Raw genomic sequence first — 25,907 nt, forward strand, 5'->3', positions numbered from 1 at the left:
ATGGTTCTGTGGGTTTATTTAAATCCACGAAAAGTTTTCTTATGGGATGGAATGGATACAATGAAGTAAATCGCCATGAGTAATAAAGGAGAGCTGATGTAAATTGGATATAAATTCATGAGTGCAAACAAATGAAAAGCAGATAGAAATACAACACTGATAACGAAGAGAAGGATCATCCAAATTTTCATCACCACATACACCTCCATGGTTCATTTTATGGAGGTGTATGGGTCCACATGACTCCTTGACATAGAAAAAAACTCCCGTTTCCGGGAGTTTGATCAACTTTCGATATATTGCCAGAATGCACCATGCTTAACAGGCACTTCCCGCACTTTCTGCTTCAGTACCAGCTTTTTCATTTCCCGTTTGGCTTCTTGTTCTGTCCAGTCATAAACGACTGCAATCTCTTTGTTGGCGACAAAGCGATAGTGTTGCAAGAAATCCTCCAAAGCTGGTTTTATGCCAGGCTTTGGATCTTTTTGCAGCATTTCTTTCAACACTTTCACATAAACGTCGTAAGTGTATAGTCCTGTAATTTTCAAGCCGGCATCTTCTTCTGATTCATTAAAGACGACAATAGTTGGAGTGGAATCCACATCCATCTCATGAGCTAATTTTAAATCGCACTGTAAAGCTCTTCTGGCAGCGTCTCCGTGGAGATCTTTTTTGAATTCAGTAACATCAAGATGGGATTTTTCTGCACACTCAATTAAAATCGATTCATCAGAGATGTTCTGTTTTTCCAAGAACACATATTCCTGTACCTTTCTTAAAAAGCGCATTCCCGCCTTTTTCCCTTGCAATTCAGCTGCTTTGACTGCTAGAGCCGTGGCAAGTGGGGAAGATACTGGGTTTTCAAGCCATACATCCCCATCACAGCACATACCTGTACGTGAACCGGTCTTGTCCCATGCCTCTTTTAAGTTTTCAGGCTTCTTTATCTTATTCTGGTGCAAAGAAGCAAGCTTTCCGCTGATGATCGGCCGGAGAGTAAAGAAACGTCCATATTCGATCGTGAGCTTTTTGAGGAATGGTTCCAGTGACCAGCACTCAGGGCACAAGGGATCAATGAAAACATAGATCTCAATCGGTCGTTTCAGTAAATCGAAAAAACCGCTAGCTGTTCCTGTTTTTCCGCTGTCACTGTTTAAACTTTTCCAACTCACATCGATTCTCCTTTCTCATCTTCTGGTGAATTCATCATATGATTTGCTGTCATCGTAAGCCTTTCAAACATGAAAGAACGATGTGGTTCTTGAATATCCACTTCACTCATAGCACCGGACATGCAGGATAACCATGCATCTCTTCTTGTAGGGGTGATCTTGAAGGGCAGGTGTCTTGCCCGTAACATCGGATGGCCATGTTCCTCAACGTACAGTGGAGGTCCACCGAAAAACTGGGTTAAAAACTGTTTTTGTTTTCGTATCGTTTCTGTAAGATCATCCGGAAAGATGGGAATTAAATCCGGATGTTTACTTACACGTTTATAAAAAGCTTCTACAAGCTCATCAATTTTTTCTTTTCCAATTTCCTCAAAAAACGTTTCTCGTGGTTGCATAACATCCCTTCCTGTCTGTTCATCATTTTAGCAATGAGGGCTAGAGCACGGCAACTATTCTGATTGTAGTTGCTTTCTGTCATAGAAACGTTTGATCTTATTATCTGTTTCACGGTTAGGAATATTGCATGTGCGCAGAATTTCTTCCATCACTTTCTTTCCAGCCTCTTTAGATCCGGCTTCTACTTCCAGTTCATAATCTTCCTTGTCATAATAAAGGCTGTGGTCAAGGACGACGGTGGTCCCTTTGTAGTCAAGTTCTTTCCGTCTCGTTGTAAGAGAACCGAGGTAGTAAAGATCTTCAAAGGAGATACCCAGATCATTCAGTTGTTTAGATACGTGAAGCTTTTCTGTCATTTTGTTTTGAATCCAAAGGTTAGCTTCTTCTTCTGTGAGTGAATCATGAGTTTCAAGCAGACCTTCTGTGTGGGGCTGTTTAAGAGTCAATGTCCATTGAGCATTTTTTTGACGAATCCTCAAAGCAGAACCTTGCTGTTTTAGCTTTAGGTCTTCTGTTTCAAAATAATAATTGGTTTGCTCCTTGAGTTCAACTGATTTGAATGGTAAAAAATGATAAACTTTTTCATATTCGTCTTTTGTTAATAAGTTTTTAAATTCGATTTCAATTTCCTGTGCCATAGTTAAGACCTCCTGATCGTAGTATAATGTCAGGCGCTCTGCTTATTCTGCAGGCTAACTTTATGATACAATGAATGATGAAGAAAACGCACATATTTACTATGAAGATTGGATACATAAAGGTGGTTGCTTGATGAATTGGGATATATTTATAGCACCTTATGCACAAGTAGTGGAGGAATTAAAAATTAAATTAAAAGGCATGCGCCGGCAGTTTGAATATGAGGAGGAGCAATCTCCTATTGAATTTGTAACCGGACGCGTGAAGCCGAAATCAAGCATTATTGAAAAGGCTAGACGAAAAGCCATTAATCCTGAAAACATCGAGGAAGAACTGCAGGATATAGCCGGAGTGAGAGTAGTCTGTCAATTTGTAGATGATATTTATGCCGTTGCCACTATGCTTCGGAACCGCCATGATTTTGAGATTGTCGAAGAGAAAGATTACGTTTCAAGGAAAAAGGAAAGCGGGTATAGATCTTTTCATGTCATTATTCGTTACCCTGTGGAAACCATTCATGGAGAGAAAAAAGTATTGGCAGAAATTCAAATTCGTACCCTTGCGATGAACTTTTGGGCAACCAATGAACACTCATTAAATTATAAATATTCGGGGAAAATACCATCAGAAATAAAATCACGGCTCAAACGTGCCGGTGAAGCTGCCTTTCAGCTCGATGAAGAGATGTCAAAAATTAAAAGTGAGATCCAAGAAGCCCAGCGAGCATTTTTGAGAAAAGAAGAACAAAAGAAGAACCCTAGAAAAACTTAAAGGAGTGGGTGGACCGATGAAGTTCTCGATCCTTTCCAAAGGTGATCAAAAATCGAACGAAATCCGTTCGAAAATCAAAAACTATTTGACGGAGTTTAAATTGGAATACGATGAAGATGAACCCGACCTTGCCATCTCTGTCGGTGGAGATGGTACATTGCTGGAAGCATTCCATACGTATGTTCACCGGTTGGATAAAACAGCTTTCATAGGAATACATACCGGGCACCTTGGTTTTTATGCTGATTGGATGCCCGAGGAATTAGAAAAGCTGATTATTGAGATTGCGAAGACACCGTTTCAGGTGGTCGAGTACCCACTTCTGGAAGTGACCATCCGTCCGAAAAGCGGGGGAGAAGAAGACCGATATCTTGCACTGAATGAGTGTACGATCAAAACCTCTGAAGGTTCGGTGGTTATGGACATTGAAATCAAAGGTGATCATTTTGAGACTTTTCGTGGAGATGGGCTCTGCGTATCTACACCATCTGGGAGTACAGCCTATAATAAGGCGCTGGGTGGAGCGATTCTGCATCCATCACTTGAAGCTTTTCAAATTGCAGAAATGGCTTCCATTAATAACCGTGTGTTCCGTACTATAGGTTCCCCGCTTATTTTACCCAGCCATCATACGTGCATGTTCAAGCCAAAGCATGATCGCAGCTTTCTTTTCACCATTGATCACATCACTCGTACTTATAAAGACGTAAAATCAATTCAGTGCCGCGTCGCTGAAGAAAAAGTGCGGTTTGCGCGGTTCCGTCCGTTCCCATTCTGGAAACGTGTCCACGATTCCTTTGTGGCCGATGACTACTCAGAGTAATGTGACAAAGAGTTGGCGGGTGACAGATGCTTACACTGGTTATTCCATTCGTGATTTTTTACTGCAGGCAGGTGAGTTTTCTAGGCAGTTGATCAAGAAGGTACGTATGGATGGTGTCGTGTTGATCAATGGAATTCAGGAGAAAATGTGGCGTACATTAGAAGCCGGCGATGAAGTTGTGGTCGTTTTTCCTGAAGAAGAAAAAGGAGCGATTCTCCCTCACCAGGGCCCATTACCGATTGTATTTGAGGATGAAGATATCATGGTCCTTAATAAGCCCGCCGGCATACCTGTAGTTCCTCCTTTTGACCAAAAAGAGCCTTCTATTGCAAGCTTCCTGTTATTTGAATATGAACAAAGAGGATATCCTTGTACCGCTCATATTGTCACAAGGCTGGACAGAGATACGTCAGGATTGATGTTGATTGCTAAACACGCTTATAGTCATAGACTTCTTACCCAGAACTTAGACTTGATTTCCCGGCAGTACGTGGCCATTGTCGAAGGGGAATTACAAGTTAAGGAAGGTTTGATTGATGAGCCAATCGACCGTGCAGAGGACTCGATCATCCGAAGGGTCGTATCTTCAAGAGGGAAGCCCTCAAAAACTCTATATCACCTTGTTCATCAAGAGGAAAGTTACTCAAGGGTCCGTTTTAAACTTCTCACCGGGCGGACGCACCAAATTCGTGTTCATATGGCTTATAAGGGGTACCCTTTAGCTGGAGACACATTGTATGGTGGGAAAAAGGTGGAAGGTATGGATGGGCAGGCGTTGCATTGTGAGCGGCTTCATTTCATCCACCCATGGACGAAGAAAAAGATGACTTTCACATCTGAACCACCAAGAGAATGGGAAGCATTTGCTTGAAAAGCAGGACTTCCGAGGAACAGACTAAAAAAGCAGGAGCCATAAGTGCTCCTGCTTTTTAATATCTGAACTTTTCTTCTACAAAAGGCATGCTTGATGGGACGCTGAGAATTTCTTCTTCGGGCAGTCGGAAAGCAGTCAGTCTGCCTCCGAACACGCACCCTGTATCTATGTTAACGGTTTTGTTAACAAAACGGGGTTCGCGGACTGGTGTATGTCCATAGACGATCCATCGTCCTCCTTTGTAATGCTGAGCCCAGTCTCTTCTGACGGGACGACCGTCTGGAAGCTTTTCACCAGTAATGTCCCCATAGAGGACGAACGTTTCGATACTTTTACTTTTATGACCGATATCTTCTTCTCGGATCCCGGCATGAGCAACAACGGCATCCACATCTTTTAAAATCAAATGCAGGGGGGCCTGTTCATACAAATGCTTGAATTGTTGTTTAACATCCATCTGTTCTTTTTTTGACAAGGAACGATACTCCTCAGCGGTCGTCTCTAATCCGTGCTTTTCCTTGACTGGATTCCCTAGAAAGAAACGATACAATTTGTTGCAATGATTTCCCGGGACATAATGGGCCCCTCTTTCCGTCACTAAACGATAGACGAAGGTAATACATTCTATGGAAGAAGGGCCTCGGTCCGTTATGTCCCCTACGAATACAGGTGTACGTCCCTCTGGATGTTCCGGCAGGCCATCGGTCCATTCGTAGCCGAGTTTTTCAAATAACTGAATTAACTCGTCCAAGCAGCCGTGGACATCCCCGATGATGTCGTAGTACATAGTCATTCTCCTTTTTACGCTCAATAATGGTCTTGGTTCTTTATAGATTGAACGCTGTCCTATATATGGAAGATATTTTTCCCAAGCCTTCGAAATACTAAACATACGGGGAGTATATTCCCTAACATTGATTCCTTCTGTTAAACTACATTTATGTGAGGAATTTGACTGTTGAAAAATTGAGTAACTTTCGTTGACAAACAGGTGTAACGCCATTAAGATTAAACGGTCAAAAACGAAATAGACACTGGGGAGGGTTGCTTATGGAACACTTAGATGACCAGGAGCGCCAAGAAGTTTGGACGAATATTAAAGATGCCTTGTTCAATGATCATATCGACCAGTTTCGTGCAGAATTTCTCGAATTGCATCCATATGACCAGGCCCGTATTTTTGAAGATTTGGATAAAGAAATCCGAATGCAGATTTATACCTACCTCTCTCCGGAAGAGGTTGCAGATGTCATGGAGCACATCGATTATGATGAAATTGAACCTTTCTTTACTGAAATGGACCCGACTTTTGCTGCGCAAGTCTTCGCTGAAATGTCGACGGATGATGCTGTTGATATTTTGAACGAATTAGATAAAGATAAAGTGGCGAGTTTCTTGACGATCATGGATGATGATGCAGCTGACGAAATTAAAGACCTGCTTCATTATGAAGAAAAAACCGCTGGTTCTATCATGACAACAGAATTCGTTGTCGTTAAAGCCGGTATGACGATCAAGGAAGCGATGGTTCATCTCAGAACAGAAGCCCCGGATGCCGAGACGATTTATTACACATATGTCATTAATGAAGATAAACGGCTCGTTGGTGTTATTTCGTTGAGGGATTTGATTATATCTGAAGAAGAATGGCTGATATCAGACGTTATGAATGAACGAGTGGTATCGGTCTCAGTCGGTGAAGACCAGGAAGAAGTGGCACGTATGGTGCGCGACTACGACTTTCTTGCCTTACCAGTCGTTGATTTCCAGGACCATCTTCTTGGAATCATCACCGTCGATGACATTATGGACGTCATGGAAGAAGAAGCAAGTGATGACTATTCTAAACTTGCTGCCGTTTCTGACGTAGACAGCCCTGATGACAATGCTTTTGCTTCAGCCAAAAAGCGTTTGCCCTGGCTTGTCATTCTACTTTTCTTGGGAAGTTTGACAGCCAGTCTTATTGGGCGTTTTGAGGACACCTTGGATCAAGTAGCTATTCTCGCTATTTTCATTCCGCTGATTGCCGGAATGGCGGGAAATACTGGAACGCAGGCACTAGCCGTTGCTGTCCGCGGTATCGCTACCGGGGAAATTGAAAAGCAAGGGAAATGGAAAATGATGATGAGAGAAGCAGGGACCGGCATCATTACCGGGCTTTCTTGTGGTGTATTGATTACTCTTATTGTATATATATGGCATGAAAACTTCTATCTAGGCGCATTAGTTGGATTGTCCATCTTTATGACCTTGGTTGTAGCAACATTGGCTGGCTCTCTCGTTCCCCTTCTTATGCATCGTTTAAAGATCGACCCTGCTGTTGCTTCAGGTCCATTCATCACAACGGTGAATGACTTGATTTCCATTTTGATTTACTTTGGACTCGCGACAGCTTTCATGAATTTATTGATTTAAGGAAGGAGGGCGAGTATGGAACATGGTGCATCAGTAACTTCTCTAGTTATTGTAATTATCGCAGCATTCATAACTCCCATTTTACTACACCGTTTTAAATTGAATATCATTCCGGTTGTAGTAGCAGAAATCATCGTAGGATTAATTATCGGCCAAAGTGGATTTGACATAGTAGAACAAGGAAGCTGGTTAGAGATCCTGTCAACATTAGGGTTCATTTTTCTGATGTTCCTCAGTGGGTTGGAAATTGATTTTTCTATATTTGCAAGTAGAAAGAAAAAAGCGAAGCCGGAAAACAAAGGAACAGGTGCTCCGAATCCTGTATGGGTTGCGACCCTTGTCTTTATAGGAATCTTCATTATCTCCTTAGCCCTTTCTTACATGTTTGTTTGGGCAGGTTTCATTGATAATGCATTCTTGATGACGCTGATCATTTCAACTATATCTTTAGGAGTGGTCGTGCCGACGTTGAAGGATGCACAGATGATGAAGACAACAATTGGTCAGACCATCCTTCTTATTGCGGTCATCGCCGACTTGGTAACCATGATTCTACTGGCTGTCTTCGTATCCATTTACGGAGAGAGTGGTGGAAACACATGGTTATTGCTCCTACTTTTTGCAGCGGGTGTTCTTTTCTATTACATCGGCAAAAAGTTCCGTCATCAGTCGTTTGTCGAGACGATGGCCAAAGGGACCATCCAGATCGATACGCGAGCTGTGTTCACACTCATCCTTCTGCTAGTCGCTTTATCGGAAACGGTAGGGGCAGAGAACATCCTTGGTGCTTTCTTAGCAGGTACTCTCGTTTCCCTGCTGTCTCCCAACCCGGAGATGGTCAAACGGTTGGACAGTTTCGGATATGGCTTTTTAATTCCAATCTTCTTCGTAATGGTTGGTGTGGAAATTGATATATGGAGTCTATTTACAGATTCCCGTGTTCTCATATTAATTCCACTGTTATTTATCGCCTTGCTCGTCTCTAAGATTGTCCCTGCGTTAATTTTGAGTAAGTGGTACGATAAGAAAACGGTGTTTGGATCAGGCTTTATTCTTACTTCCACACTCTCCCTTGTGATCGCTGCGGCAGCCATTGGGAAGCGGGAAGGAATGATCGATGACCAAATGGAAGGAGCCCTGATTCTAGTGGCTGTCCTGACATGTCTTGTGGCACCGATTGTCTTCAAAAAGATTTATGGACGTTTTGAGGATGAAGACCATAAGACGATCGTTTCCTTTATCGGTTCCAACCGCATGACCTTACCAGTGGTTCGAGAACTGGACATTCATGCTTATGAAACTCATCTATACCATACGAAAATGGATAAAATTGATGAGCGGATCAGCCGTAATTGCTTTGATATCAAAGAGTTAGATGGATATGATGTTGAAAAGATGAAAGAACTTGGAGTTTTCGAGGTAGACTTGTTAGTCGCTTCTACGGGCGATGAAGAAAGAAATGCTGAGATCGCCCGGTTTGCGAAAGAACAAGGAGTAGAGCGAATCATTGTCCGAGTGGAGTCACCAGACTTATCTCAGGAAATGAAAGATCTCAATATCAATGTTTTCTCCGTATTCTTATCATCAAAAGCACTTCTTAAAGCGATGATTGAAGCGCCAAATGTTGTCGATATATTAACCAAACAGGATAGTGCGCTTTATCAAATCAATATGAACAACTCGGTTTATAATGGTATTCACCTTCGTGAGTTTCCTTTTACTGGTGATGTGATCATGGTCCGTATTTTCCGCGGGAAAGATTCCATCGTCCCTCACGGGGATACAGAATTGAAAATGGGTGACCGTTTGATCGTTACAGGCTCTCATGAGTACGTGGAAGAACTGAAATTGGAACTGGAATATTGTGAATGGTGTTAACCTATAACCGCTCTTTCTCATCACGAGAAGGAGCGGTTTTTTATATTTCCCTTCTTCCACTATAGCTCCCTTTAGTTGAAGACTTGTGTTCTTGTTTTTGGATAGGGAGTGGGCTTATGTGAGTGGAAATAGGGAATGGATAAAGGGAGGTTTGTTTTTCGAAAGTTTATGGTTTAAAATAGGAGCAGGTACTAATAACAAATACTAATTCTTATACTACTACCTCAAGGAGGGTGTTCAATATGAACTTTTCACTAGAAGGACGCACGTATGTCGTCATGGGAGTGGCGAACAAACGAAGCATTGCCTGGGGAATTGCCCGCTCGCTTCACTCTGCTGGAGCACGTTTAATTTTTACAGTTGCATCAGAGCGTTTCAAAAAGTCGGTCCAGGATCTTGCTGACACTTTGGAAGGTGGCGAGGAGTCACTCGTCTATGAATGCGATGTAACAGACGATGAAGCGATCATCCAGACGTTTGAACAGATCAGCAAAGATGTAGGGACGATTCACGGCCTTGCGCACTGTATCGCATTCGCGAATCGTGAAGAATTAAAAGATGAGTTCTTAAACACAAGCCGGGACGGTTTTCTTACTGCCCACAACATCAGTTCTTACTCTCTCACTGCCGTCGCTCGTGCGGCTCAACCGTTAATGGCGGATGGAGGAAGTATCGTAACCCTTACTTATCTTGGTGGAGAACAAGTTGTGAAAAACTATAACGTCATGGGTGTAGCGAAAGCGAGCCTGGATGCCAGCGTCAAATACTTAGCGAACGACCTCGGTAAACATAACATTCGGGTGAATGCTATTTCCGCCGGTCCAATCCGTACCCTTTCCGCTAAGGGAGTCGGAGATTTCAATCAAATTCTTAAAGTGATTGAGGAACGGGCACCATTGGGACGTCCTGTTACCCAAGAAGAAGTCGGTGACACCGGTTATTATTTAATGAGTGATTTATCCCGAGGTGTGACCGGAGAAGTAATTCACGTAGATTCCGGATTCAGCATTGTAGCCTATTGATTCAATTCCAAAACCCCGTTTCTACCTGGTGTAGAAACGGGTTTTTTATGAGAATCACAATCGAAGATGCGGCCATATCTTTCCTTCCATTTTATTATCACAGGAGGCAACCAACCGCACCACTTCCGTTATGGGAAGCACTTTATTTCCATTAGATCCTTGGATGAGGGCGAAGTGGTTATCATAATTTCCATGATAAGAAGAGATCCATGTCAATATCTCAGAGTATGTAGTCCACTTATCAATTTTCAAAGGAAACTTTTTACTGTTTCTTTCTTGCTTCAATTGTGCAGTAATGGATCTTGGCAACGGGGGAGGGGGATAACTTGGCTTTGCAAAATAATATCCTTGCATAAAAGAGATTCCCATTTGAATTAAACGAAGACATTCGCCTTCTCTTTCCACTCCTTCTGCAATAATCCCTGCGCCTAACTTCTTTCCGATGTGTTGTAATGCCTCCACCATGTATTGTTTTTCCCGAAATTGATCGATATCGGTAATTAGAGACCGGTCAATTTTTAAATAATCCGGTTTTAATTCAGATATCATTTGCAGTGAGGAATACCCTGCACCCACGTCATCAATCGCTATTTTAAATCCTTGTTTCCTATAATGTTCAAGAAGCTTTCGGAAGCCTTGAAAATCAGAAATGGCGGAGTGTTCCGTAACTTCAAAGACGATCTGGTCTGCGGTGACCCCTGTATTTTTTAATACGGTATGTGTGAAACCTGGAGTGAAAGACTCGTCATGAATGACATTCGGAGTTAAATTCACCCACAATTGCTGTTCCTCATGCAGATGGTGGGCAATTGAATCGATGGCAAGCTCTCGTGTATGTTTTTCGAGTTGAAATAATCGGTTCGTTTGATCGGCAAACTGGAAAAGCTCGACGGGGTTGTTAAAGGAAGCGTTCGGTGGGAATCTTGTCAGCGCTTCGTAACCGATCACACATTCTTTATGTATATCGACGAGGGGTTGATAATGCATGAAAAGCTTGTCTTCCTTCATATATGTAGCAAATACATCTTCTGATGACATATGCTCTCGATGTTGAGCAAGGCTCATGAAAACACTCCTAATCTGTGGTCTACATTTACTTTATCAATCGTAAGATAAAAGAATAATCGGGTTCTGTTAAATTAGTGTAAAATTTTGAGAGGTTTTGTCAAATGAGGACAGAAGTGAACATGGTCTGCACCTTGGGCATATATATACAATGATGACCGAATGGAAAAGGAGAGATCTTGATGGCAGAAGAAAAGAGACTTGCTAAGCAGCCGATGCTTTATATTGTTCAGCCTAAAGGCTTGAAACCAGCGGAAGTTCCCATGCAAACAAGCTTTCGAAGCCAACGGCCTTCTAAAAAAGAAGAGAAGACAGAGCAGCCGCAGGCAGAAACTCCATCGACTGAGCATGAAATACGGATGCGCAGACAGAACTCCCCCCACCGTCAAGAGCTGGCCAAATTGAACAGATCCGATGAGGTGGAGACAAGTGGTAAAGAAAAGGGAGGTGACCCTTCCTCTGTAAGTACAGAAGAAAAGGATGCACCTCGCGACCGCAGGCAGCGCTTCCATGACATGACGCTTGAGGAAAAAGTTTTATATTTCTTCAATCTTTCCCCTCACGTACCGAAAATGAAGTGTGAAGTTTCTACAGAGGATGAAAGCTACCGAGGGTATATTACGGACTATGTAGATGGAGTCGTGCATATGAAGGTTTTCCAACGCCCATTTCAGCGGGAGGTAGTGTTTGAGGAAATTAAAGATATTAGGCTTCTAGGGTTTTAATGAATGATAAAAAAACCGCGCGTTTGTGCGCGGTTTTTTGTGAATCTTAAAGAGTTGCTGCTGCCGGTAGACATGTTACGTGGCAGAAGCAATTCAAGTCTACTGTGATACAGATTCCTGAAGCACGAAGGTTTCTGCAGCTTTGGTCAGCTGGTGATTTTGGATCGAAACCTCTGTGATGTCTGGATCCTTCCACGTCGTCATCGTCGTCATCATGCCAGCGGTCAGCAAAAAGAAGTTCAAGGATGGCGCAACCATCGTCATCTACAGATTTAACTCTGAAGAAGAAGCTTCCTTTCACTTCACAGTCGTCGCCACTTCGTTTTGAACCGTACCCTTTAAAAGGTGTGCATCCATCTTTGCAGTAAAGAATGACAGGAACCGTATCAAACCCGGAACCTCCACCAGTGTCACCTAAAAGGTCTGCGATTGAACGCTCACAGCTTGTTGTGCAATCGTGCATGACGTCATTCTGTGCATCGACGATATCTTTAAGAATATCAATCACACATGAACCTGAATCGTATTTTTTTCCACAGCTCATTTTCTAATTTCCCCTTTCCATACGCATTGACGTATTGTCTTTACTAGAATATGAATTGTGTCCGTGTCGGTGTGGGCATTTGTCTCTTTTCTCTTCATCCGGACTTTTTTTGTCTTTCATGGGCAGGAGACTATACCCAACAGGGGCAAACGCCATAGAGTAGAAGTGAATTCGAATAAGGAGTGAATGGAATGTCTGATAAAAAGAAGGTCATCCATGTGAAAGACCTTGTCATTAAAGCGGATAATGTCGTCATCGAGCCTCAGCGTCATGACCGTCATGACCGTGACGACCGTGTCGATCCATTTTTCGGCGGACCGAAACGACGTAGAGAAGAAGATGTAAGAGATGAAAGCAGTTCAAGTAAACGTCGCCATGAAGATGAATCTTCCGACCGCCGTGGGGGATTCCGTTGGTTCTAAGTAAATAAAGAATGGGCCACTACAAGGAACGTAGTGGCTTTTTCTTCATGGGAGAGAGGGAAAATGATGTTAAGTGTGATGGAAATCGTATTGCTGGCACTGGCCACTTTTCGTCTGACACGTCTCATTGTCAGAGATTACATCATGGAATGGGTACGCCGACCTTTTATAGACGTGAAGGTCATCCAGAATGAGCACGGCATTGAAGAAGAATGGGTGGAACCAAAAGGTTTTGTCGGTGAAGGACTCAGTTGTCAATGGTGTGTGGGTGTGTGGTCTGCTTTCATAATGCTTTTCTTCTATATAATAATTCCGTATGGAGAGTGGCTGGTGCTATTACTCGCTCTGGCTGGTTTGCAATCCATCATTTATACGTGGGTCGACCGACAGTGACGGATAAAAAAGAAAAGTCTTTGTTTGAAGTATTAAAGGAAATTGATATGGAAACGTCGAAAATGAATGGAATCATTAAACATCCTGAAAAGAAATTCAACGGATGGGAAAAGGACTTTCAGGCCTGGGATCGTCGCTTCTCGAAGCGGATGACGGATATGGAAAAGTTTCTAAACAAACAAATGGGAAAGATGGAACGTTTCTTTGAGTAGGAAAAAAGGTATAGATAATCAAAGGAGGCGTCGGGATGGGATATATTCTGCCTGTCAATCACTATCAGTACCAGGATTATCAAATCAGAACGACCCAGCATGAGCGTTCACCTTTTGTCCTTGAAAGAATTCTCAAAGCCACGTTGGATAACAAGATGAAACACAATCAAACTCGTGAACAGGACCCTTTGGGTAACCAGCGGAGGAGTTCAATCCACATACCCGCGAATACCCATGCAGTAAACGGCTTTTACCCTTCATTTCAGAGAAGTGGGACAGAGAAGATTCTTTCTCGTATGACAGGAAAAGGGCGTCACTTTAGCGAAACTGTATGAAAAAGCTAAAGGAGTCGTGGTTATGTCTTTTCAGCAGTTGAATGAATGGTGTTATTATTATCAGAGTTCCGTTAATATTGGATACGTACATGATGGGGAGGATGGGTTACTCATCGATGCAGGAATCGATGCTTCATCCGTGAAAAAGGTGCTCAAGGAACTTGAGAAAAGGAATCTTCCTTTGACGCACCTTTTTATTACCCATGCCCACGCAGATCATTATGGAGGAGCCCGCTTTGTTCAGGAAAATTATAATGTACATACCGTCGCTCCTGTATTTGAAGAAGCTATTTTAAGAAATCCAAGCATGGAACCTCTTTATTTATTCGGAGGGAATGACCCGCTTCCGGAGTTACATAATAAATTTTTGGAAGGTCCGGCGGTTCGGGTGGATGAAGTCGTGGGGGAAGGGAAAGTAGGGTTTGGTTCGCTAACAGCGGAAGCTTACCATCTTCCTGGTCATAGTTATCATCAGTTGGCCTTAAAAGTCCATGAAATTCTCTATGCGGCTGACTGCTATTTTAGTGTAGATACGCTGAAGAAGCACAAAATTCCTTTTTTGACGGATGTCAGTTTGACACTGGACAGTTTAGACCGTGTCTCTCAAATTCCATGCAGTGGGGCGGTTCCTGGTCATGGGAAGTTTGAAGCCAATCCTATGCTGACGATACAAAACAACATGGATTACCATGAACAGCTGTCTGCCTGGCTGCATCAATACCTTGCTGAAGAGGGACTGGTTGCACACGAAGTCATCGTCAGGGCGATGTGTAACCAATACAATGTCGAAGCCCAGGGTTTATCCCAATGGCTGTTATTCAGAACGGCGGTCACTGCCTATTTGATTGGATTAAAAAAAGCGGGCCTCGTAGAGGACCGCATCATGAACAATACGTGGAGTTTTTCTATCACAGACCAATAACGTATAAATCCGGCTCGCCTTCTTTGTGTTCCGCGTACATGATTTCAGCAGGATCGTTGAAGTTCTGTGCTCTCAGTTGATCTTTTAGCCACTTCTCATCCAAACCTGCTTCTTTGAGATTATCCCATACGACTTCTCCATCACTAATGATCGTACGAGGGAGAGGAACGGGTTGAGGGGCTAAGTTCATATCATCACGAGTGACATTTTGGTACTGGGATGATTTCAACACAGAAATTGTACCATCTGTTTCAAGGACAGCATATTGAACTTCCTGTATAGAAAAAACATCCTTAGAGCGCAGCAAGTGCTGGAGTTGATTAAGGTCCAGCTTATTCTTCTTCAACTGATCACGATCGATTTTTCCTTTATATATGACGAGGGAAGGGCTTCCTTCCAATATCTTACGTGTTCCTTTGAATTTTTGGGTGATCACTTCCGTGGTTAAGATGAGAATAGTCCACAACAGGATGGCAAAGCCGACATCAAGAATTCCGACTTCTTCATCGTATAAAGCATTACCGACCAGTTCTCCAAGGACGAGAGCAGAAATGAAGTCAAATGCCGTAATTTGGGTGATCTGTGTTTTTCCAAGCAATTTTGTCATAATAAATAGTGCAGTAAAACCAAAAAGTGTTTCCAAAGTAATTTGTAAGTATTCCATACTTCTCACGACCCTTATCTGTAGCCTATACGCATCATTTTAGACAAAAGGGTCTGAGGATAAACGAAAAAAACTCCGGAATCCCGGAGTTTTTTTCGTTTATCATTTTATAATTTTTTCACCATCGTTACGTGAGGGATGCCGGCATCCATGAATGTGTCTGAAATGGTCACATATCCAAGAGATTCATAGAATGACTCTGCTTGCGTTTGAGCGTTCAATTTGGCTTTATCATAAGCATAATCACGGATGACTTCTTCCATAGAATCAATGATTTGTTTACCTAACGATTGGCCCCGGTAATCCTTTAGGACACAAATTCGTTCAAGTTTTCCAAATCCATGAACAAAACGTAGTCGTGATGCGGCGACCGGCTGTTTTCCCTCATACCCTACAAAATGGATGGCGGAATCATCAAACTCATCGATTTCTATTTCCAAAGGAACCTGTTGTTCCTCTACAAAGACAACGCGTCTCACATAGAAAGCGTCGTCTTTCTGTTGTTTATTCTTAACTTTAATGATATCCAAGGAGCATCACCCTTTGCCGAGACGGAAGGTTTCGTACACACTCCATGCTCCGTTTTCGAGTTGATAAAGCAACTGGAAGCGGTCCACTTTATCATTCAAGTCGAACTTCAGCATGCGCAGGCTGCCATATACATCAGAAAACTCTTCATCCGAAAGTTTTTGTGCAATTGTAATATGTGGGACAAACGCGAAATCTTTTTCCTCGGGAAGTTCACCAGCGTGCAATTTGTCATTCAGTTCAAAGATCTCATCGGACGGTTCAATTTTTAAGTAAATCGTATTTGTAACGGGAGAGAAAGAGCTCACCTTGTACACGCCATACGAAAAAGGCTGTGTGTTTTTAGCAATTTCACTCAATTCAGGAATGATTCTATTTTCAATTTCTTCTTCTTCTGCTTCAAAAGCTTCTTTCATCGTGATATGTGGGGGAATCAATGCATAGTGGGGATCGTACCGCTTGCGGTATGAATTCGCCACATCCTGTACTTTTTTTGATGGAAAAACTGCTATTCCGTATCTCATTGGACTAACCCTCCTGTTTCCTTCTATATCGCTATTCCTTACCAAACATCTTCAATAAAGCACGTTCAAAATCCTTCTGCCAAGTGCCCCAAGTATGGTCACCGTCTAATTCATGATACGTGTAGGCGAGTGGCTGGCGATTTAAAAAATCGCGCAGTTCACGGTTAGGTACAAGAAAATTCTTTCTTGCTCCTTCAGTCGTTTCAACATCTGTTTCATCCAACCCAATGGTATGATAAATGGTCAAGGAAGAAAAGTCTTTGGTGGATTGCACGACCTCTTTTACATGTTCATCGACATAAGGACTCTGCATGATGACATTGCCGAATATGTTCGGGAACTTCACCGCTGTCATCAACGCGAGCGTTCCTGCTAAAGAGTCACCGACAAGCGTGCGTCCTCTGCCCATGCAGTAACCAGGCAATTCTTCATCTAAGAAAGGGACAACTTCGCGAATGAGAAAATTCACGTAATCGCTTTGTTTCTTTCCGTCTGGATGGTATTTGTCCTGGCGGTCATATTTGTCATTATAATGGATACCGATGAAAATAGTGTTCTCAATTTCTTGTTCTTTATGGAGCTTGTCACTCAATGTGGCCGCGCGTCCCATCGAGTAATAATCGTTTCCATCCTGCATGATACAGAAATGGTATTTGTATAATGGAGAGAAATTCTTCGGGGTGTACACCCTTAGTGTCATTGTCTCCTCTAAGTATTGACTATCAATGGTATATTCTGTCATGGATCCGTCTCTACCCATTTTCCGACCACCTCCTTACAGCATGGAAAGTTCCTTTAGGCATTCCCATAAAAATTTTCGTATAAACGTTCCACTATTCATTTTATCATATAATTGTCGAAAAAGTTGAAAAGATGATAGTTGGATTTTCAGGTAAAATGTTCTTATGTAATTTAATCATGTTTCGTTAACTAGAAGGTTTGTGGAAAACTGGATTTCGAGACTTTTACGGGTGTTAGGGACTCCGGAAAACGGTGCGCTTTCCATGGACGAGTGATGAGCCTCCTCGAGCTATGTATTAACCCCTTATCAATGGCCAGGAACCATTCATTATTTAAACGAGACATGGATTCCTTTGAGGATCCGGGGTAAGCGCTCCTGCGGAAAGCGATTCATTCTTTCGATCCCCATCCGCCCAACAACATCGTCTCTAAACGGATTCTTCCACAATCCGGAGCTTCAGTGAAGGAATGGGCCTGCTATTTAGCACGAGCTAGTTGACATGGTTCGCATTTCGTAGTATATTATTTCTTGTCAGCAAGTTAAACTTCTTACATACGATTCCGTAGCTCAGCTGGGAGAGCGCCACCTTGACAGGGTGGAGGTCGTTGGTTCGAGCCCAATCGGAATCACTAATAAAAAAGAGAGCATTCATATGAATGCTCTCTTTTTTTGTGCCTTTTAAAATGATGGAGTTTAAAGTGGAAACGAATTAGTCTATGGGTTACTGTCAGGCTCGGGACGTCCCGAGCCTTGTTTAACTATGACTTTTGTAAACGGAAGTTTTTATTACAGGCTTCTGCTAATTTTTTCACTTCATGATTAAACCTCTTGAAGTCGAGGTTATCCAATTCCTCTACTATTACAGCATTGATAATTGTTTTTCCGAAGATCCAAACATCCTCCTGAATGGCCTGATCGTGCATGGCGGCGATTTTGTACAAAGATTCGACGACACTATTCATAACAGATATGTCATGATAGCCATATATTTTGATTTGGTAGAAACTTTTATACAAATACTCTTCAAAGGATTTCGGTTGTGCTATTAAGCGAAGTTTCTCATCACTATCAATGTAGTAGCGGATCGGCTCATAAACAGAGGCGAGCTCTATAAGAAGAGAACCAATACGGTTTATGCAGTTGGTCGCTGTATGAGGATCGTTCAGACTTGGAGAGATGGCTCTGACTGCAATCTCCACAAGTTTTTGGATAGAGAACTCGACATCCTGTGTATCAATCCGCTCATTGCCGATTAAGACATAGGCTGCGCATGACCCAGGGTTTTCAAGATCTCGATCTGAATCTTTCCAATAATAAAAAAGGGGCATTCCTTTTTGGATATAGTCTCCCATTAAAAAGCTTGTTTCGAGAATGAGAGAGTGGTTTTTTGCCCACTTAATAAGGGCACCGTACTGAACATTCTGAATATAACCCGATTTCTCAGCTGGAATGACCCGGGCTTTTGATTGGTCTAGCGCTTTTAGTTCGTTGTCATCCCATTCGGTGGCTGTATGATAATTTTTTTCTTCAAATGTTTTTTCAATAAGGGCAGAGGTGCTTTTTCTTATGGAGCCAATTAAGTTATTCACTTTTAGGAAACGAGACGAATGGTGAATGAACAATATGAAGAACGCTAAACAAATAATAGAGACGATAACCGTAAAGAGGGGACTGACCAAACCTAGGCCCGGTTCTTTACCCAATAGAAACAGGTTGATGAGAGAAAAAATAAAGCCAAAAGAAAAGACACCTAACACATGTTGAGTGACACGACTCTTCATGAAGTCTTGTAAGGTGCGTGGTGAAAACTGAGTAGTGTACGTTGTCAGTACCACCATGATGGTCGAAAAACTAATCGTGGTCATCGTTAAGATAGAGGTCACCATCGAGCCATATAACGTTTGGGCAACCGATGCCTTCGTCAAAAAGAGAGAAGGGATGTTGTTCTTATATTCTGAAATGATCCATTGATCAATCAGAGCGGTTATCGCCACAGCAATGATTGAAAGGATACTGTATATCGTAGGGAGAAACCAAAAACTGTCTCTAATATTTATCCAAACCTTACCTTTGTTCATTGAAAAACCTACTTCCTCGTATAGTGTATGTTTCTTAGTATGACCGAATTTGGCCGGCATAAAAAGATGCATTTACGTAAACTTAAAAAACTCTTAAAATTTTATTGACACTTTATTTGTTCCGTAGTATATTATTATTTGTCAGCAAAACAGCCGACAAATTTCTACATACGATTCCGTAGCTCAGCTGGGAGAGCGCCACCTTGACAGGGTGGAGGTCGTTGGTTCGAGCCCAATCGGAATCATCCATACTAAGTGCCGGAATGGCGTAGTTTCTCATCCAGGGAGAGGCTGCGTCATTTCTTTTTTTAGGATGGAATATCTATTTACTCTCAAAAGAAAAGAGACAGATCTGTACTGTCTCTGTAATACTTCAAACCTTTTATACTTCGTTGAAGTTGATTGATATGATTCGGTCTGTCGATGGGTTATAGATGACCGTCCCTTCGATACTCATTGTTTCCTGAGGGGATTCCATAACAAACTTGTAAACTTCCTTCACGTTACCGTTCTGCTGGGTTTGGCTCACTTTACTGTAATCGGTAGCATTATAATTCGGGTAGGCCGATTGAGCAATCTCTAAAAGATATTTGCCCCATTTTTCTTCTTCTAATTGAGGGTTCGGTGTGATTTCTACATTGATGACACCAAGCTCTACACTTGCACCTAGGGCTTCAAAGGCTTTTCTGTGAAGGTTGATTTTATTTTCCGGGTAGTTAGGGACCTGGTCTACGACCGTGACTAACACGACTCTTTGATTGGTGACATTCTTCACTTTGATTGTCTGTCCGCATTGGTAAGGTGAATTCAGACCGACAGCCGCTGTCATGTATCGGTTATTCGACCATGGAATGCCACATTTGGTTACTTCTCCGCCTTCTGTCCAGCTGGCCTGGCCGCGCACCGGTTGTCTTACACTATAGCCATAGGAGTATGCTGGGTTTCTGTTGGCTTGAGGATAGGCATAGCGAGAATAAGCCTGATAGGGATTTGCCCCATAAGGATAGCCATAACCATATGGGCCATGATTAAAATTGGCGTACATTCATTTTCCCCCTGTCATTACTTTAGATCCTCAATAGCCTATGTCATTTTTGGTTTTTGTGTGAACATTCAATATGTACTCCGGTTTTCCGTTGAAACAACATATGTAAAGCAGGTTAATCTATGAGTACTACCCAGTGATCATCTTTTAATGCATCAGGTGGATATTTAAAGATGCTCTTATATACAGCCTTCATTTCATCGTACAGTTTTTTTGAATGGATGGTCCTTAAGTACTTGTTTGGATTGTCTTCAAATGATTGAAGCTTATCTAAATCAAGTCCTATCTTATAGGAGTAGAAGCGTTCAGGAGATCGCAAAAAAGATTTTTCTGTTGGCTCCGCATCACCCTGGGCAAGAGGGTTTTTGCTGTGAACCCTTATTCTTCTTGACATCTTGTTATCCTCCTCAAGTTCCTCACAAACGTCGTAAAATTTCATGAAGGGTGCGGCCGAATCACGATCGATATAACTGGTACGAAAACTGAACTCTACAGCTCCATGCTCACCAGATACGACACAAAAAGCCAGATATGTAACCTGATCTTTGATTCCTTGATCAATTTCTTCCTTGTTACTAAAGCAGTGACAAAAGCTTTTCCTCATGATTACACACCCTCTTTAATAGATTTTGACCTATTATATCACGCCTAACCTATCATTCGGTGATAATTAACTTCCAAACCATGTACCTATTCCAATTGTCTTAATTTGTTAATTAACGCTAGATTTACAGTTTTTTAACCATTGTTTCATATTCTCCAAGTAATATGCGTATTGCATCGACATATAACGAGGAGGAATACATTTGTTTAGTAAAAAGTATATGAAAAAATTATTGCCTGTGGCTCTATCCACATCTTTGATTCTTGGAGGGGCTGCTTTTACCTTTAACGATGAAGTTCTTGCAAAACCTAATAAAGATAAAGGAAAGGTAGAGAATATTATTTTTCTAATTGGGGATGGTATGGGGCCTAACTACACATCCGCTTACCGTTACTTCAAGGATGATCCTGCTACTCCTTATACAGAAAACACGGCATTTGATGAACATTTAATTGGAATGCAGGAGACTTATTCCTGGGATCCGGAAGAGAGTATTACAGATTCCGCTGCTGCTGCAACTTCAATGGCAGCCGGAATTAAAACCTACAACAATGCAATCGCGGTGGACATGCAGAAGAATGAAGTGAAAACTGCTCTTGAACTGGCGAAGGAAAAAGGAAAAGCAACAGGTCTTGTAGCTACATCTCAAGTCAATCATGCTACACCTGCATCATTCGGTGCTCACGATGAATCCCGACACAATTATAATGATATCGCCGATGATTACTTTGATGAAAAAGTGAATGGTGAACATAAAATTGACGTATTGCTTGGGGGAGGTACTTCTTATTTCGAAAGGGAGGACCGCGATCTGACCAATGACTTCCAGAAAGATGGATACAGCTACGTGGAATCTCGTGAGGAACTAATGGAAGATTCCAATGAACAAATCGTCGGTTTGTTTGCACCTAAAGGGATGGACAAAATGATCGACCGTTCTTCAGATGCTCCTTCTTTGGAGGAAATGACTTCTACCGCCCTGGAAAGGCTGAGTAAAGACAAAGATGGGTTCTTCCTCATGGTTGAAGGCAGTCAGATTGACTGGGCTGGTCATGATAATGATGTAGTAGCGGCTATGAGTGATATGCAGGATTTTGAAGCTGCCTACGAAGAAGCTATTGAGTTTGCAAAGAACAACAAGAATACATTGGTTGTTACGACAGCTGACCACTCAACAGGCGGAATGACCATGGGTCGTGATGGAGAATATCAGTGGAATCCTGAACCTTTAAAAGCTGCAGAACGTACACCTGACTTTATGGCTTCTGAGATTGCAGAAGGTGCAGGGGTTGAAGAAACGTTACAGCAATATATTGACCTTGAATTAACAGACGATGAAGTTCAATCCGTCAAAGATGCAGCAGAAAATGGATCAGTCACGGAGATTGATAATGCCATTGAGCACATTTTTGATATTCGCTCCGGTACAGGTTGGACAACAGGCGGCCACACAGGGGAAGATGTAATTGTTTACGGTTATGGGCCTCAGTCTCAACAATTCGCAGGACTGCATGATAACCATGAAGTTGGACAAAAGGTCATGAACTTGATTGAGAATGGAAAGATGAAAAAGCAGGCACATAAATAAAGGAAAAAGCTTCCCTTCCATAGGGAGGCTTTTTTAGAAAAAGGAGAGAAAACCGTTGAAATATATACTGCTATTCTTGAGTTTAACTATTTCCATTATCCTCACTGGTTGTTCAAACCAGGTGGCTGGAGAAGGGAATGAGTCGGAGAATCAAGCTCCATTATTTGAAATCCCGGAACAAACGAAGTATAAAAATAATCCCCAAGCCCCTGATGATCAGGAGCTAAAGGAAGTAGGGGACCAGGCGGAGGATATGGATGGGCAGATAGCCCTTAAAGCTATTAAAGAGATGGAGAAGTATGTAGAAGTGGGAGCGGTCCAAATGGTGGTAAAGGATGTGAAAGTGCTCAATTACTCTCCATCGCCTGACTTGGTGGATTATTTCCATGCCTTTACTCACAATGAAACCAATTTTAATTATATAAAGTTTACCGTCGCTATAAAAAATACGGGAGATCAGAAAGTGAATGTAGCGCCTGTGGAAGTCTTGAAGACGAATACCGGTGAGAAGCTGGGATTCAATGACGACTTTTATTTGGAAAAGCTGAAAGGAGAGTACGAACCAGGCGAAACACGAGTAGGGCAAATGGGATTCGTCCTCGAACAGGATTGGGAAGAATTAGAGACTGTGATCATAGAGACCAGTGATGTTTTGGATGAGGAAGGTAATACGGTGGCAGAAGGAGAAAAAATAGAAGTAGAATGGGAAAAAACATTTAAGTTTGGCAAACAATAGAATAGAAGAAATAAGCGGTCCTCCATCTTCTTAAGATGGAGGACCGCTTATTTTTGTTGCTCATCATAGGTTACCCATTCACCGGTATGCCGCCATTCACGTGGATCATTTGACCTGTCACGTAACTGGAATCATTGCTTGCTAAATAGACATAAGCAGGAGCGAGCTCATACGGTTGTCCTGGGCGGCCCATGGGGTTTGTGGAACCGAATTCCGCCACTTTTTGTTTATCAAAACTGGCAGGGATCAATGGTGTCCAAATAGGTCCAGGGGCGACGCCGTTCACACGGATGCCTTTACTTACCAATGACTTGGCTAGAGAACGCGTAAATGTCGTAATGGCTCCCTTGGTTGAAGAGTAATCAATCAATTGTTCATTGCCTTCATAGGCAGTAACTGATGATGTGTTAATGATCGTGCTTCCTTTTTGTAAGTGAGGGAGAACTGCTTTAGCAATATAGACATAGGAGAAGAAATTCACGCGAAAGGTCTTTTCAAGCTGCTGATTCGTAATAGCCATGAGGTCTTTTTGTGGAAATTGCATCGCTGCATTGTTTACAAGCACATCAATCTTTCCGAAGTCTGATTTGATCCGTTGGACGGTTTCCTCACAGAACGCTGCACTTCCGATATCTCCATTATATAGGTGACACGTGCGACCTTCCGATTCAATCAGCTGTTTGGTTTTATCAGCATCTTCCTGTTCGTTGAGGTATAACACAGCAACATCTGCGCCTTCCTTAGCGAAATAAAGGCTTACTGCCCGTCCAATTCCACTATCTCCTCCAGTAATCACCGCTACTTTCCCTTTTAATTTTCCACTTCCTTTATAGTTTGGATCCACATATTCCGGATGCGGCTTCATTTCATGTTCAAAACCTGGCTGCCGATCCTGATGCTGCTTAGGCTGAATTTCCTTCTTTTGCTTGCTCATCATACTCCTCCTGTATGTAAAATACTGGATGACCTGGTCACCCAATATTAGGATGCCCAGGTCATCCAGTTTTACCCAAATCGTAAATATCCCTTACCAAAAGGTCATTGTGTTAAAATGGGAGGATTTTGATTTGACACTTCGTCCATTGATGTGTAAATTTTCTGAATTTATAATATATTTTGAAGGGTGTAAAGGAACAGAATCTACGAGTAGAGGTGAAAAAATGGAGACAACTTTCTCGAAAAAGAACCAGGTAACGATTCAGAACTTCATTGGTGGCGAGTGGGTTTCGTCGGAAAGCGGGCAAGTGGAGGACGTACCCAATCCTGCAACAGGAGAGGTCATTGCACAAGTTCCCATTTCGTCGAAAGAAGATGTAGATAAAGCGGTTCAATCAGCAAGAGAGGCATTCAAGACTTGGAAAAAGGTGCCGGTTCCGAAGCGGGCAAGAGTGATGTTTAAGTATCATCAATTATTAGTAGAAAATCGTGAGGAACTGGCGAAAGCACTCACACAGGAAAATGGAAAGACCATGAAAGATGCGACAGGGGAAGTGCAGCGAGGCATTGAATGTGTCGAATTCGCAGCCGGCGCTCCAAGTCTTATGATGGGCGACGTTCTTCCTGATATTGCGGAAGGCATTGACTCTGGAATGTATCGTTATCCCGTTGGGGTTGTAGGTGGAATCACACCATTTAACTTCCCGATGATGGTGCCATTGTGGATGTTCCCACTCGCGATCGTGTGTGGAAATACATTTGTATTGAAGCCATCCGAACGTACTCCGATTCTTGCAAAAATGCTAGTAGAGCTCATTCATGAAGCGGGTCTTCCAAAGGGCGTTCTCAACGTTGTCAATGGTGCGCATGACGTCGTGAACGGATTGCTTGAGCATGACGAAGTCGACGCGATTTCCTTCGTCGGTTCCCAGCCTGTAGCTGAATATGTGTACAAAACAGCGGCCAACCACGGCAAGCGTGTTCAAGCACTAGCTGGAGCGAAAAACCACTCCATTGTTCTTCCGGACTGTAACTTAGATAAGTCGGTAGAAGGGATCATCAATGCCGCTTTCGGAAGCGCGGGCGAGCGTTGCATGGCTTGTTCTGTCGTTGTAGCCGTCGGCGATGTAGCTGATGATCTTGTCGCTAAATTAAAAGAAGCCGCTGATCAATTGAATGTAGGAAATGGGTTAGATGAGGAAACAAACCTCGGACCGTTGATCCGTGACTCCCACCGCGAGCGTGTTCTAAGCTATATCGAAGCCGGGGAGCAGGATAATGCAAAGCTTGTCCGTGATGGTCGAGTAGAACTTCGAGAGAATGAGTCCGGCTATTTCCTTGGTGCAACGATTTTTGACTACGTCACTGATGAGATGAAGATCTGGAAAGATGAGATTTTTGCTCCTGTTCTTAGTATTGTTCGTGCCGATACACTTGATGAAGCGATCGAAACGTCCAACAAATCTGAGTTCGCTAACGGTGCTGTTATTTACACATCAAGCGGAAAAGCTGTACAACAATTCAGAGAAGAGATGGATGCCGGAATGCTTGGTGTCAATGTCAACGTTCCTGCCCCAATGGCGTTCTTCCCGTTCTCTGGAAATAAAAAGTCCTTCTATGGCGATCTCCATGCCAATGGTAAGGATGGGTTGAATTTCTATACGAAGCGTAAAATGCTGACTCAACGCTGGTACTGATGATCTGGTGCGCGGACTTTTTTGAACATTCCGCGCACCTTCCACTTGACATCCACAAATTTCCTGCCAATCTTACAAAAAATCTAAACAAAGCATGCAACATTTAACATTATGTATAATGGAATTTTTCAATTTTTCATGTAAAGTGAAAATAGTT

30 protein-coding genes and 2 tRNA genes are annotated in these 25,907 nt (G+C 42.5%); 17 read left to right on the forward strand and 15 right to left on the reverse strand.

What is annotated here, in order from left to right; all coding sequences use genetic code 11:
- Window positions 1-14: 14 nt before the first annotated feature.
- From GLW00_RS20460 to GLW00_RS05460, 4 genes are all read right to left on the reverse strand, one after another.
- Window positions 15-191 (reverse strand): hypothetical protein, encoded by a 177-nt coding sequence (locus tag GLW00_RS20460; protein WP_500683504.1) that lies wholly within the window; start codon window positions 189-191, stop codon window positions 15-17.
- A 93-nt stretch (window positions 192-284) separates the two neighbouring features.
- Complete coding sequence (locus GLW00_RS05450; RefSeq protein WP_160912030.1) at window positions 285-1,172, reverse strand: ClpXP adapter SpxH family protein; 888 nt, start codon at window positions 1,170-1,172, stop codon at window positions 285-287.
- The gene (locus GLW00_RS05455) at window positions 1,169-1,567 is read right to left on the reverse strand and encodes a globin domain-containing protein (protein ID WP_160912032.1); all 399 of its coding nucleotides are present in this window, start codon (window positions 1,565-1,567) and stop codon (window positions 1,169-1,171) included. The genes GLW00_RS05450 and GLW00_RS05455 overlap by 4 nt, the downstream gene beginning before the upstream one ends.
- A gap of 54 nt (window positions 1,568-1,621) precedes the next feature.
- Window positions 1,622-2,206 (reverse strand): CYTH domain-containing protein, encoded by a 585-nt coding sequence (locus tag GLW00_RS05460; protein WP_160912034.1) that lies wholly within the window; start codon window positions 2,204-2,206, stop codon window positions 1,622-1,624.
- Between the two features lie 133 nt (window positions 2,207-2,339).
- Between GLW00_RS05460 and yjbM the strand changes: the two genes are divergently transcribed.
- From yjbM to GLW00_RS05475, 3 genes are read left to right on the forward strand one after another with little or no spacing between them, the layout of a single operon-like run.
- Window positions 2,340-2,978: a GTP diphosphokinase gene (gene yjbM, locus GLW00_RS05465; RefSeq protein ID WP_160913719.1), complete on the forward strand. Its 639-nt coding sequence runs from the start codon at window positions 2,340-2,342 to the stop codon at window positions 2,976-2,978.
- A 16-nt stretch (window positions 2,979-2,994) separates the two neighbouring features.
- Window positions 2,995-3,801: an NAD kinase gene (locus GLW00_RS05470; protein WP_160912035.1), complete on the forward strand. Its 807-nt coding sequence runs from the start codon at window positions 2,995-2,997 to the stop codon at window positions 3,799-3,801.
- Between the two features lie 19 nt (window positions 3,802-3,820).
- The gene (locus GLW00_RS05475) at window positions 3,821-4,672 is read left to right on the forward strand and encodes an RluA family pseudouridine synthase (protein ID WP_326314714.1); all 852 of its coding nucleotides are present in this window, start codon (window positions 3,821-3,823) and stop codon (window positions 4,670-4,672) included.
- Window positions 4,673-4,730: 58 nt separating this feature from the next.
- On the opposite strand, the gene prpE is transcribed toward GLW00_RS05475, so the two are convergent.
- Entirely contained in the window at window positions 4,731-5,462 is a 732-nt protein-coding gene (gene prpE / locus GLW00_RS05480; RefSeq protein WP_160912039.1) for a bis(5'-nucleosyl)-tetraphosphatase PrpE, read from the reverse strand.
- A gap of 263 nt (window positions 5,463-5,725) precedes the next feature.
- On the opposite strand from prpE, the gene mgtE reads away from it, so the two are divergent.
- The 3 genes from mgtE (at window position 5,726) to fabI (ending at window position 9,990) form a co-directional block, all read left to right on the forward strand.
- A complete protein-coding gene (gene mgtE / locus GLW00_RS05485) occupies window positions 5,726-7,090 on the forward strand; it encodes a magnesium transporter (RefSeq protein WP_160912041.1) in 1,365 nt (454 codons plus the stop codon).
- 15 nt (window positions 7,091-7,105) lie between these two features.
- Complete coding sequence (locus GLW00_RS05490) at window positions 7,106-8,968, forward strand: monovalent cation:proton antiporter family protein (RefSeq protein WP_160912043.1); 1,863 nt, start codon at window positions 7,106-7,108, stop codon at window positions 8,966-8,968.
- 242 nt (window positions 8,969-9,210) lie between these two features.
- Window positions 9,211-9,990, forward strand: coding sequence for an enoyl-ACP reductase FabI (gene fabI / locus GLW00_RS05495; RefSeq protein WP_160912045.1), 780 nt, complete (start codon window positions 9,211-9,213; stop codon window positions 9,988-9,990).
- Between the two features lie 54 nt (window positions 9,991-10,044).
- Here fabI and GLW00_RS05500 read toward each other — a convergent pair whose 3' ends face one another.
- A complete protein-coding gene (locus GLW00_RS05500; protein ID WP_160912047.1) occupies window positions 10,045-11,055 on the reverse strand; it encodes an EAL domain-containing protein in 1,011 nt (336 codons plus the stop codon).
- A 182-nt stretch (window positions 11,056-11,237) separates the two neighbouring features.
- On the opposite strand from GLW00_RS05500, the gene GLW00_RS05505 reads away from it, so the two are divergent.
- Complete coding sequence (locus GLW00_RS05505) at window positions 11,238-11,780, forward strand: CotO family spore coat protein (RefSeq protein ID WP_160912049.1); 543 nt, start codon at window positions 11,238-11,240, stop codon at window positions 11,778-11,780.
- Window positions 11,781-11,826: 46 nt separating this feature from the next.
- Here the strand turns inward: GLW00_RS05505 and GLW00_RS05510 are convergent, their stop codons facing one another.
- Window positions 11,827-12,324 carry a CotY/CotZ family spore coat protein gene (locus tag GLW00_RS05510; protein WP_160912051.1) on the reverse strand — a complete coding sequence of 166 codons (498 nt, stop codon included), beginning with the start codon at window positions 12,322-12,324 and terminating at the stop codon, window positions 11,827-11,829.
- Window positions 12,325-12,515: 191 nt separating this feature from the next.
- On the opposite strand from GLW00_RS05510, the gene GLW00_RS05515 reads away from it, so the two are divergent.
- The 5 genes from GLW00_RS05515 to GLW00_RS05535 all read left to right on the forward strand — a co-directional run bounded on the left by GLW00_RS05515 (window position 12,516) and on the right by GLW00_RS05535 (window position 14,608).
- Window positions 12,516-12,746 (forward strand): hypothetical protein, encoded by a 231-nt coding sequence (locus tag GLW00_RS05515; RefSeq protein ID WP_160912052.1) that lies wholly within the window; start codon window positions 12,516-12,518, stop codon window positions 12,744-12,746.
- A 63-nt stretch (window positions 12,747-12,809) separates the two neighbouring features.
- Window positions 12,810-13,139: a DUF1360 domain-containing protein gene (locus GLW00_RS05520; RefSeq protein WP_237417445.1), complete on the forward strand. Its 330-nt coding sequence runs from the start codon at window positions 12,810-12,812 to the stop codon at window positions 13,137-13,139.
- Complete coding sequence (locus GLW00_RS05525) at window positions 13,136-13,351, forward strand: hypothetical protein (RefSeq protein WP_160912054.1); 216 nt, start codon at window positions 13,136-13,138, stop codon at window positions 13,349-13,351. Before GLW00_RS05520 ends, GLW00_RS05525 begins: the two co-directional genes overlap by 4 nt.
- A 35-nt stretch (window positions 13,352-13,386) precedes the next feature.
- Window positions 13,387-13,686: a hypothetical protein gene (locus GLW00_RS05530; RefSeq protein WP_160912056.1), complete on the forward strand. Its 300-nt coding sequence runs from the start codon at window positions 13,387-13,389 to the stop codon at window positions 13,684-13,686.
- Between the two features lie 22 nt (window positions 13,687-13,708).
- Window positions 13,709-14,608: an MBL fold metallo-hydrolase gene (locus GLW00_RS05535; protein WP_160912058.1), complete on the forward strand. Its 900-nt coding sequence runs from the start codon at window positions 13,709-13,711 to the stop codon at window positions 14,606-14,608.
- On the opposite strand, the gene GLW00_RS05540 is transcribed toward GLW00_RS05535, so the two are convergent.
- From GLW00_RS05540 to GLW00_RS05555, 4 genes are all read right to left on the reverse strand, one after another.
- A complete protein-coding gene (locus tag GLW00_RS05540; protein WP_160912060.1) occupies window positions 14,595-15,272 on the reverse strand; it encodes a DUF421 domain-containing protein in 678 nt (225 codons plus the stop codon). The two genes, GLW00_RS05535 and GLW00_RS05540, sit on opposite strands and share 14 nt — an antisense overlap.
- Before the next feature lie 107 nt (window positions 15,273-15,379).
- On the reverse strand, window positions 15,380-15,802 hold the full coding sequence (locus GLW00_RS05545; RefSeq protein WP_160912061.1) for a GNAT family N-acetyltransferase: 423 nt from the start codon (window positions 15,800-15,802) through the stop codon (window positions 15,380-15,382).
- 6 nt (window positions 15,803-15,808) lie between these two features.
- Window positions 15,809-16,324 (reverse strand): 2'-5' RNA ligase family protein, encoded by a 516-nt coding sequence (locus GLW00_RS05550; protein ID WP_160912063.1) that lies wholly within the window; start codon window positions 16,322-16,324, stop codon window positions 15,809-15,811.
- A 31-nt stretch (window positions 16,325-16,355) separates the two neighbouring features.
- The gene (locus tag GLW00_RS05555; protein ID WP_160912065.1) at window positions 16,356-17,084 is read right to left on the reverse strand and encodes an alpha/beta hydrolase; all 729 of its coding nucleotides are present in this window, start codon (window positions 17,082-17,084) and stop codon (window positions 16,356-16,358) included.
- Window positions 17,085-17,622: 538 nt separating this feature from the next.
- Between GLW00_RS05555 and GLW00_RS05560 the strand changes: the two genes are divergently transcribed.
- Window positions 17,623-17,695: transfer RNA gene (locus GLW00_RS05560), tRNA-Val, on the forward strand.
- Between the two features lie 129 nt (window positions 17,696-17,824).
- On the opposite strand, the gene GLW00_RS05565 is transcribed toward GLW00_RS05560, so the two are convergent.
- Entirely contained in the window at window positions 17,825-19,144 is a 1,320-nt protein-coding gene (locus tag GLW00_RS05565; RefSeq protein ID WP_160912067.1) for a DUF2254 domain-containing protein, read from the reverse strand.
- A 172-nt stretch (window positions 19,145-19,316) separates the two neighbouring features.
- On the opposite strand from GLW00_RS05565, the gene GLW00_RS05570 reads away from it, so the two are divergent.
- Window positions 19,317-19,389 (forward strand) — tRNA-Val (locus tag GLW00_RS05570).
- 137 nt (window positions 19,390-19,526) lie between these two features.
- On the opposite strand, the gene GLW00_RS05575 is transcribed toward GLW00_RS05570, so the two are convergent.
- Together GLW00_RS05575 and GLW00_RS05580 are read right to left on the reverse strand one after the other, a co-directional pair.
- The gene (locus GLW00_RS05575) at window positions 19,527-20,189 is read right to left on the reverse strand and encodes a DUF3889 domain-containing protein (RefSeq protein WP_160912069.1); all 663 of its coding nucleotides are present in this window, start codon (window positions 20,187-20,189) and stop codon (window positions 19,527-19,529) included.
- 115 nt (window positions 20,190-20,304) lie between these two features.
- Complete coding sequence (locus GLW00_RS05580) at window positions 20,305-20,793, reverse strand: hypothetical protein (RefSeq protein WP_160912071.1); 489 nt, start codon at window positions 20,791-20,793, stop codon at window positions 20,305-20,307.
- Between the two features lie 220 nt (window positions 20,794-21,013).
- On the opposite strand from GLW00_RS05580, the gene GLW00_RS05585 reads away from it, so the two are divergent.
- Both GLW00_RS05585 and GLW00_RS05590 read left to right on the forward strand, forming a co-directional pair.
- On the forward strand, window positions 21,014-22,381 hold the full coding sequence (locus tag GLW00_RS05585; RefSeq protein WP_160913723.1) for an alkaline phosphatase: 1,368 nt from the start codon (window positions 21,014-21,016) through the stop codon (window positions 22,379-22,381).
- Window positions 22,382-22,436: 55 nt separating this feature from the next.
- Window positions 22,437-23,117, forward strand: coding sequence for a DUF4352 domain-containing protein (locus GLW00_RS05590; protein ID WP_160912073.1), 681 nt, complete (start codon window positions 22,437-22,439; stop codon window positions 23,115-23,117).
- Window positions 23,118-23,187: 70 nt separating this feature from the next.
- Here the strand turns inward: GLW00_RS05590 and GLW00_RS05595 are convergent, their stop codons facing one another.
- A complete protein-coding gene (locus GLW00_RS05595) occupies window positions 23,188-24,051 on the reverse strand; it encodes an SDR family oxidoreductase (RefSeq protein ID WP_160912075.1) in 864 nt (287 codons plus the stop codon).
- A gap of 226 nt (window positions 24,052-24,277) precedes the next feature.
- On the opposite strand from GLW00_RS05595, the gene GLW00_RS05600 reads away from it, so the two are divergent.
- On the forward strand, window positions 24,278-25,750 hold the full coding sequence (locus tag GLW00_RS05600; RefSeq protein ID WP_160912077.1) for a CoA-acylating methylmalonate-semialdehyde dehydrogenase: 1,473 nt from the start codon (window positions 24,278-24,280) through the stop codon (window positions 25,748-25,750).
- Window positions 25,751-25,907: the final 157 nt, after the last annotated feature.

Source organism: Halobacillus litoralis (genome assembly GCF_009856445.1).
GTDB lineage: Bacteria > Bacillota > Bacilli > Bacillales > Halobacillaceae > Halobacillus > Halobacillus litoralis.

Excerpts from the sequence above, each read along its gene's own strand:
- GLW00_RS05600 (WP_160912077.1), top strand. The coding sequence starts at position 24,278 with ATGGAGACAACTTTCTCGAAAAAGAACCAGGTAACGATTCAGAACTTC.
- GLW00_RS05585 (WP_160913723.1), top strand. The coding sequence starts at position 21,014 with ATGAAAAAATTATTGCCTGTGGCTCTATCCACATCTTTGATTCTTGGA.
- GLW00_RS05565 (WP_160912067.1), bottom strand. The coding sequence starts at position 19,144 with ATGAACAAAGGTAAGGTTTGGATAAATATTAGAGACAGTTTTTGGTTT.
- GLW00_RS05460 (WP_160912034.1), bottom strand. The coding sequence starts at position 2,206 with ATGGCACAGGAAATTGAAATCGAATTTAAAAACTTATTAACAAAAGAC.
- GLW00_RS05550 (WP_160912063.1), bottom strand. The coding sequence starts at position 16,324 with ATGAGATACGGAATAGCAGTTTTTCCATCAAAAAAAGTACAGGATGTG.
- GLW00_RS05455 (WP_160912032.1), bottom strand. The coding sequence starts at position 1,567 with ATGCAACCACGAGAAACGTTTTTTGAGGAAATTGGAAAAGAAAAAATT.
- GLW00_RS05595 (WP_160912075.1), bottom strand. The coding sequence starts at position 24,051 with ATGAGCAAGCAAAAGAAGGAAATTCAGCCTAAGCAGCATCAGGATCGG.
- GLW00_RS05490 (WP_160912043.1), top strand. The coding sequence starts at position 7,106 with ATGGAACATGGTGCATCAGTAACTTCTCTAGTTATTGTAATTATCGCA.
- GLW00_RS05535 (WP_160912058.1), top strand. The coding sequence starts at position 13,709 with ATGTCTTTTCAGCAGTTGAATGAATGGTGTTATTATTATCAGAGTTCC.
- fabI (WP_160912045.1), top strand. The coding sequence starts at position 9,211 with ATGAACTTTTCACTAGAAGGACGCACGTATGTCGTCATGGGAGTGGCG.
- GLW00_RS05530 (WP_160912056.1), top strand. The coding sequence starts at position 13,387 with ATGGGATATATTCTGCCTGTCAATCACTATCAGTACCAGGATTATCAA.
- GLW00_RS20460 (WP_500683504.1), bottom strand. The coding sequence starts at position 191 with ATGAAAATTTGGATGATCCTTCTCTTCGTTATCAGTGTTGTATTTCTA.
- GLW00_RS05470 (WP_160912035.1), top strand. The coding sequence starts at position 2,995 with ATGAAGTTCTCGATCCTTTCCAAAGGTGATCAAAAATCGAACGAAATC.
- GLW00_RS05555 (WP_160912065.1), bottom strand. The coding sequence starts at position 17,084 with ATGGGTAGAGACGGATCCATGACAGAATATACCATTGATAGTCAATAC.
- GLW00_RS05540 (WP_160912060.1), bottom strand. The coding sequence starts at position 15,272 with ATGGAATACTTACAAATTACTTTGGAAACACTTTTTGGTTTTACTGCA.
- GLW00_RS05510 (WP_160912051.1), bottom strand. The coding sequence starts at position 12,324 with ATGAGCTGTGGAAAAAAATACGATTCAGGTTCATGTGTGATTGATATT.
- GLW00_RS05520 (WP_237417445.1), top strand. The coding sequence starts at position 12,810 with ATGATGTTAAGTGTGATGGAAATCGTATTGCTGGCACTGGCCACTTTT.
- prpE (WP_160912039.1), bottom strand. The coding sequence starts at position 5,462 with ATGTACTACGACATCATCGGGGATGTCCACGGCTGCTTGGACGAGTTA.
- mgtE (WP_160912041.1), top strand. The coding sequence starts at position 5,726 with ATGGAACACTTAGATGACCAGGAGCGCCAAGAAGTTTGGACGAATATT.
- GLW00_RS05500 (WP_160912047.1), bottom strand. The coding sequence starts at position 11,055 with ATGAGCCTTGCTCAACATCGAGAGCATATGTCATCAGAAGATGTATTT.
- yjbM (WP_160913719.1), top strand. The coding sequence starts at position 2,340 with ATGAATTGGGATATATTTATAGCACCTTATGCACAAGTAGTGGAGGAA.
- GLW00_RS05515 (WP_160912052.1), top strand. The coding sequence starts at position 12,516 with ATGTCTGATAAAAAGAAGGTCATCCATGTGAAAGACCTTGTCATTAAA.
- GLW00_RS05575 (WP_160912069.1), bottom strand. The coding sequence starts at position 20,189 with ATGTACGCCAATTTTAATCATGGCCCATATGGTTATGGCTATCCTTAT.
- GLW00_RS05580 (WP_160912071.1), bottom strand. The coding sequence starts at position 20,793 with ATGAGGAAAAGCTTTTGTCACTGCTTTAGTAACAAGGAAGAAATTGAT.
- GLW00_RS05505 (WP_160912049.1), top strand. The coding sequence starts at position 11,238 with ATGGCAGAAGAAAAGAGACTTGCTAAGCAGCCGATGCTTTATATTGTT.